Source organism: Planktothrix sp. FACHB-1355 (assembly GCF_014748295.1).
In the GTDB taxonomy this organism is placed as follows: Bacteria; Cyanobacteriota; Cyanobacteriia; order Cyanobacteriales; family Aerosakkonemataceae; genus Aerosakkonema; species Aerosakkonema funiforme_A.
In genome coordinates this window covers 1-5215 of the sequence record NZ_JACJUP010000413.1, presented here as the reverse complement: position 1 = coordinate 5215, position 5215 = coordinate 1, and the positions used below count along the sequence as shown (strand labels likewise).

Genomic DNA, 5215 nt, shown 5'->3' with positions numbered 1-5215 from the left:
TCTGTTTTTAAACAAAATTTTTAAATGGATTCCCATTATAAAGAAGTATACACCAAATCTCTGCCCTTGTCTAGTACCAATCCCCTCTTCTCGATCGAAAACCTGGGTCTCGATCGAGTTCGTAAAAAAAGAGAGCGAAATATTGGCCCCAAATTTAAACTAACTTTATATCTATCTTGCGGAAGATGAAGAATTGATATTGTATCTACCCTTTGCAAATTCCTCTGGCTAGAATAACCTCAAAGGTATAGGAAATGGGTGATATGGCTACTTTTCCCCCATCAGAAAGCACCGCCCACAACCAGCGTCCGTGCTACTGTCTCAACCCCGCTTGCAAGCACCCGGAAAATCCCAGTAATGCACTGGCGTGCAAAAATTGTAGCTCGAACTTGTTGCTACAAGAGCGCTACCGCGCCATCAAACCGATCGGTCAAGGAGGTTTTGGCAGAACCTTCTTATGCGTAGATGAATCAAAACCATCTCAACCGCGCTACGTAATTAAGCAGTTTTTTCCCCAACAACAAGGCACAGAAAATCGGGAAAAAGCGACAGAATTATTTCGTCAAGAAGCAACACAACTCAAAACGCTCGACAGCCATCCTCAAATTCCCGAACTGTTGGCTTATTTCGAGGAAAATAACCAACAATATTTAGTGCAAGAATTTATCGATGGAGAAAATTTAGCCCAAGAACTACAACAAAAAGGCCCTTTTAACGAAAGCGAAATTCGCCAATTGCTGCAAAATTTGCTGCCAGTGCTGCAATTTGTCCACAGCCATCACACCATTCACCGCGATATCAAACCCGAAAACATCATTCGCAGTCGTAAAGATGGGCAGCTAGTTTTAGTTGATTTCGGTGCAGCTAAATATACCACCGAAACAATGTTGGGCAAAACCGGGACAGTAATTGGTTCCGCTGCCTACACAGCCCCAGAACAAGTAAAAGGTAAAGCTATTTTTGCCAGCGATTTATATAGTTTGGGCGTCACTTGTATCCATTTGCTCACGCAAATGCCACCTTTCGATTTGAGCGATACAAGTGAAGACACCTGGGTGTGGCGGCATTACTTGAGAACGCCAATTAGCAACAAATTAGGTAGCATCCTCGACAAAATGCTGGAAAGTGCCACAAAGCGGCGCTATCAATCAGCAGCAGAAGTCATCAAAGATTTGAATGCCAAATCGCTGACCGCCAAACGAAAATATCCGAAATGGATCGCGGCGAGTGCTTTGCTGCTGTTAGGATTTGCGGGAGTGAGAGCGTTGCTATCTCCTGTAGCCCAACAGGTTTCTACACCCAACTATCCGGTAGTTACTCAACCAGAAAATGATAAAACAACTCCTAAAACAGGAGGTTTATTTGCCGAGGTCAACGGACAGCAGCAAGTTTTCCCGTTGCAACATACCGAAGTAATGGCAAAAGTTTCAGGAAATGTGTCGCGGGTGGAAGTAACCCAAACTTTTACCAATCCGTTTAAAAACCCCATCGAAGCGGTTTATGTTTTTCCACTTCCCGATGATGCGGCAGTGGATGATATGGAAATTAAAGTAGGCGATCGCATCATTCGAGGACTGATTAAAAAACGCGAAGAAGCGAAACAAATTTATCAGCAAGCTAAAGCACAGGGCAAAACAGCCGGTTTGCTAGAACAAGAACGAGATAATATTTTTACCCAATCTTTAGCTAACATCAAACCCGGAGAAAAAATCAATGTCACGATTCGCTACACCGAGAGCCTGAAATTTACTAAAGGCGATTACGAATTCGTCTTTCCGATGGTTGTCGGGCCACGCTATATTCCCGGAAATACAAATTTAGTTAAAGACGCCTCGAAAATTACTCCGCCGACAGTCCCCACCGGACGTTCCGGACAAAATATCGGCGTCACCGTCGAACTTGAGGCGGGAGTACCGATAAGTAATGTGCGATCGCTCTCTCACCAAATCGCTACCGTACAAGATGGGCGCATTGTGCGAGTTCAGTTAGCCAAACAAAAGACAATTCCCAACAAAGATTTGATTTTGCGCTATCAAGTCGCCGGCGATCGAACTCAATCCACAGTCCTATCTTCAGCCGACGAAAGAGGCGGTCACTTTGCCACCTATTTAATCCCGGCGGTGCAATATCAAAGCAACGAAATTGTACCCAAAGATGTCGTATTTCTGATGGATACCTCCGGTTCTCAATCCGGCAGACCCATTGTGCAATCGAAGGAATTGATGCGGCGGTTTATCAATGGATTAAATCCCAACGATACCTTTACTATTATTGACTTTGCCAATACCGCTCAGCAATTATCTGCCACACCTTTACCAAATACAGCACAAAACCGACAAAAAGCTCTTAATTACATCAATCGCATCGATGCTAACGGCGGTACAGAGTTAATGAATGGCATCCAAAAGGTGCTGAGTTTCCCACCTGCGCCGGACGGACGCCTGCGAAGTGTGGTCTTAATTACTGATGGTTTGATCGGGGATGATAATGCCATTATTGCAGAAGTGCAGAAAAATCTGAAACCGGGAAATCGACTTTATAGTTTTGGTGTCGGCCCTTCCGTGAACCGTTTTTTAGTCGATCGCATCGCCGAAGAAGGACGGGGTACGGCCAAAGTCTTAGCGCCCAACGAAGCGCCCCAAAAAGTAGTGGAAAAGTTTTTCCAAGAAATCAACAATCCCGTACTGACGAATATCGAAGTTAGCTGGCAAGGTACGGGTAAAGCACCAGAAATTTATCCTCTCAAACCACCGGATTTGTTTGCGAACGAACCGCTGGTATTGTTTGGACGCAAAGGCGATCGCACTAAAGGCAACGTCAAAATTACGGGTATTGCTGCTGGTGGCAAACGCTATGAAAAAACCTTGCCGATCGAATTTGATGGGGGAGGAAATGAAGCGATCGCGCAACTTTGGGGACGCGCCCGCATTAAAGATTTGATGAGTAAAATGTACGGCGGCGAAAACCCCAATGGCGTCAAAGCCGTTACCGACACAGCCCTATCTTATCGGTTGCTTTCCCAATACACCGCTTTTGTCGCCGTCTCCGAAGATGTGCGAGTCGATCCCAAAGATACCAAAAAAGTGCAAGTGCCGGCGGAAACCCCAGAAGGTATGAAACCACAAGCACAAGCTAAGCTATCAACTCCCAGCTTGGCGAAACCCGCCGCACTACCCGCTGCCCCACCGCCACCGCCAGCACCCACTCAAGGATCGTCCAACCAAGCACCAGATCCCAACGCAGTACCCGAACCCGGCCAAATTTTGGGTAACTTGCTAGCACTCGTGTTGCTTTTGATCTACCTTCGCTGGATGCGACGCAAAGGTTTGAAAAGTGCTGCGTCTGATAAATAGATCGATCGACAGTTGATTTTTTAGTACAAATATACTATATTACGGTATCTCACAAAGCAAATCCGCTTTGTGGGGATACCAAGGCGATCGCACATTTTGTACTGACTTCTGTTATCGAGGGATAAGTTATGCCGCTACCAGAGCCGCTGAATTCCGCCGATTTACAGCGTTTTTTGGACGATAACGAACGATTAGCTTCAGAAACAAGGGAATTGCAATTAGCGATCGCCAATGATCCCGCCACACCGCGTCACCTCCTCGAAGTTCTCACCCGCAGTAGCGATCGGCAAGTAGCCCAAGCCGCTCGGCTGCACGTTAATTGGGCGGGAGAACTGACAGAAGGCTGGCAGGAAGCGCTGGACGCGGAGTTGCAAAACGTTGAATTGGGACAGAACGATCGCCTTGCCGTCGAGTTGCTCAAAATTGGGCCAGTTCCCGATTGTTTTTTCAGCGAATGGGTGCCAGCAGAACGATTTATCGAAGGACTTCGCAATCCTCACTTACCTTTACGATATCGCCTCAAACTGTTAGAAAGACTGGCAAAAGAACCAACTCTAGAACCGAGATTGCAAGTAGCGGAATCCCCAGAAACGCCATTAGCAGTATTAGAACAATTGGCAGGCGATTTAGAAATACCGATTCGCTTGGCGGTGAAATATAACTCTAATTGTCCGCCTGGGTTAATCGAGTTGGTAGAAGGACAACATACCGTTGCAACTGATTGGAATACCGATACAGAACAACTGGCAATGTTAGGGCAAAGTCGCTGGGCGTGGATTCGTTTGGCAGTGGCACAAAATCCTTCCACTCCGGCAGAAACTTTGATGCAATTAGCCAGAGATTCTGTATTCAAAATTCAGTTAGCCGTTGCCAAAAATCCGCAAACACCTGCAAATGTGCTGGATGTTTTGGCAGAATATTCAGAGAAAACTATACAAGAAGCAGTAGCAGAACATCCTAATGCAACAGAAGAAATTCTGCATCAACTATTTTCAATCCAGCAGCATATTTTTTGGAAGCGGCAGAATTTACCAACCAGTATTTTAGAGCGATTTTTTAGAGAAGCAGCGACAAAAGGGCCAATTTGGAAAGAAGATAATTTGCCAGATTTTTTAACGGGACAGCCGAATACACCTACTTGGATTTTGGTTGAATTAGCCAATGTCGATCTAGAGGAATTTAGAAAAGATAAAATAGCTTATTTTGACTCACTGCCCATAAAAATTGTGGAAAGCAACATTGAAAATGCACTTCAATTTTTAGCTGATATCGCCAAACATCCACAAGTTACAGTAGAAATTTTAGAGCGATTGAGCCAATATCCGAATACTGATGTTAAGTTAGCTGTTGCCCAAAATTCTTTAACGCCCGAAGCACTTAAAATTCAACTATTGGAAGAACTATCGGTCAATCCTGACGAACGAGTTCAAGTCAAAGTTGCAGAAGATTCAAACACGCCTGTTAATATTCTGGCAGCAATGGCAAGGAATGAGTTTTATGACACAAAGCTATTGCGAGAAATTCGAGGAATTTTGGCATTAGAGCATGAAGCAAATGCAGACTCGTTCAAATCTAATGCCGATTGGCTTATTTTCAATCTGAAGCAAGAGGTATTATCTCCAGCGAATATTAAAGTTGATGTCGATCGCTGGATGGAAATAATTCAAAGTTCTAGTGTTCTAGAAACCTTAAATAGGTTTTCAGATAAAGATGATTTAATAAATGATAGCGACGACGAACAAGTGATGTCAATATGGAGTGGAATACTACCTGGATTATCTACAGAACAACTCAAACGAGCGATAGAAACTATTTTTGATGCGTTGGCAATGATTAAAAGCGATGTCAAAAATAGTAGCAAC

At 44.5% G+C, this 5215-nt stretch carries 1 protein-coding gene and 1 pseudogene; both read left to right on the top strand.

Going from position 1 to position 5215, the window contains the following annotated elements; all coding sequences use genetic code 11:
- Positions 1-263 precede the first annotated feature (263 nt).
- On the top strand, positions 264-3353 hold the full coding sequence (locus H6S82_RS17225; protein ID WP_190472072.1) for a VIT domain-containing protein: 3090 nt from the start codon (positions 264-266) through the stop codon (positions 3351-3353).
- Between the two features lie 128 nt (positions 3354-3481).
- Positions 3482-5215, top strand: a pseudogene (locus tag H6S82_RS17220) (hypothetical protein); the annotation flags it as partial.

Excerpts from the sequence above, each read along its gene's own strand:
- H6S82_RS17225 (WP_190472072.1), top strand. The coding sequence starts at position 264 with ATGGCTACTTTTCCCCCATCAGAAAGCACCGCCCACAACCAGCGTCCG.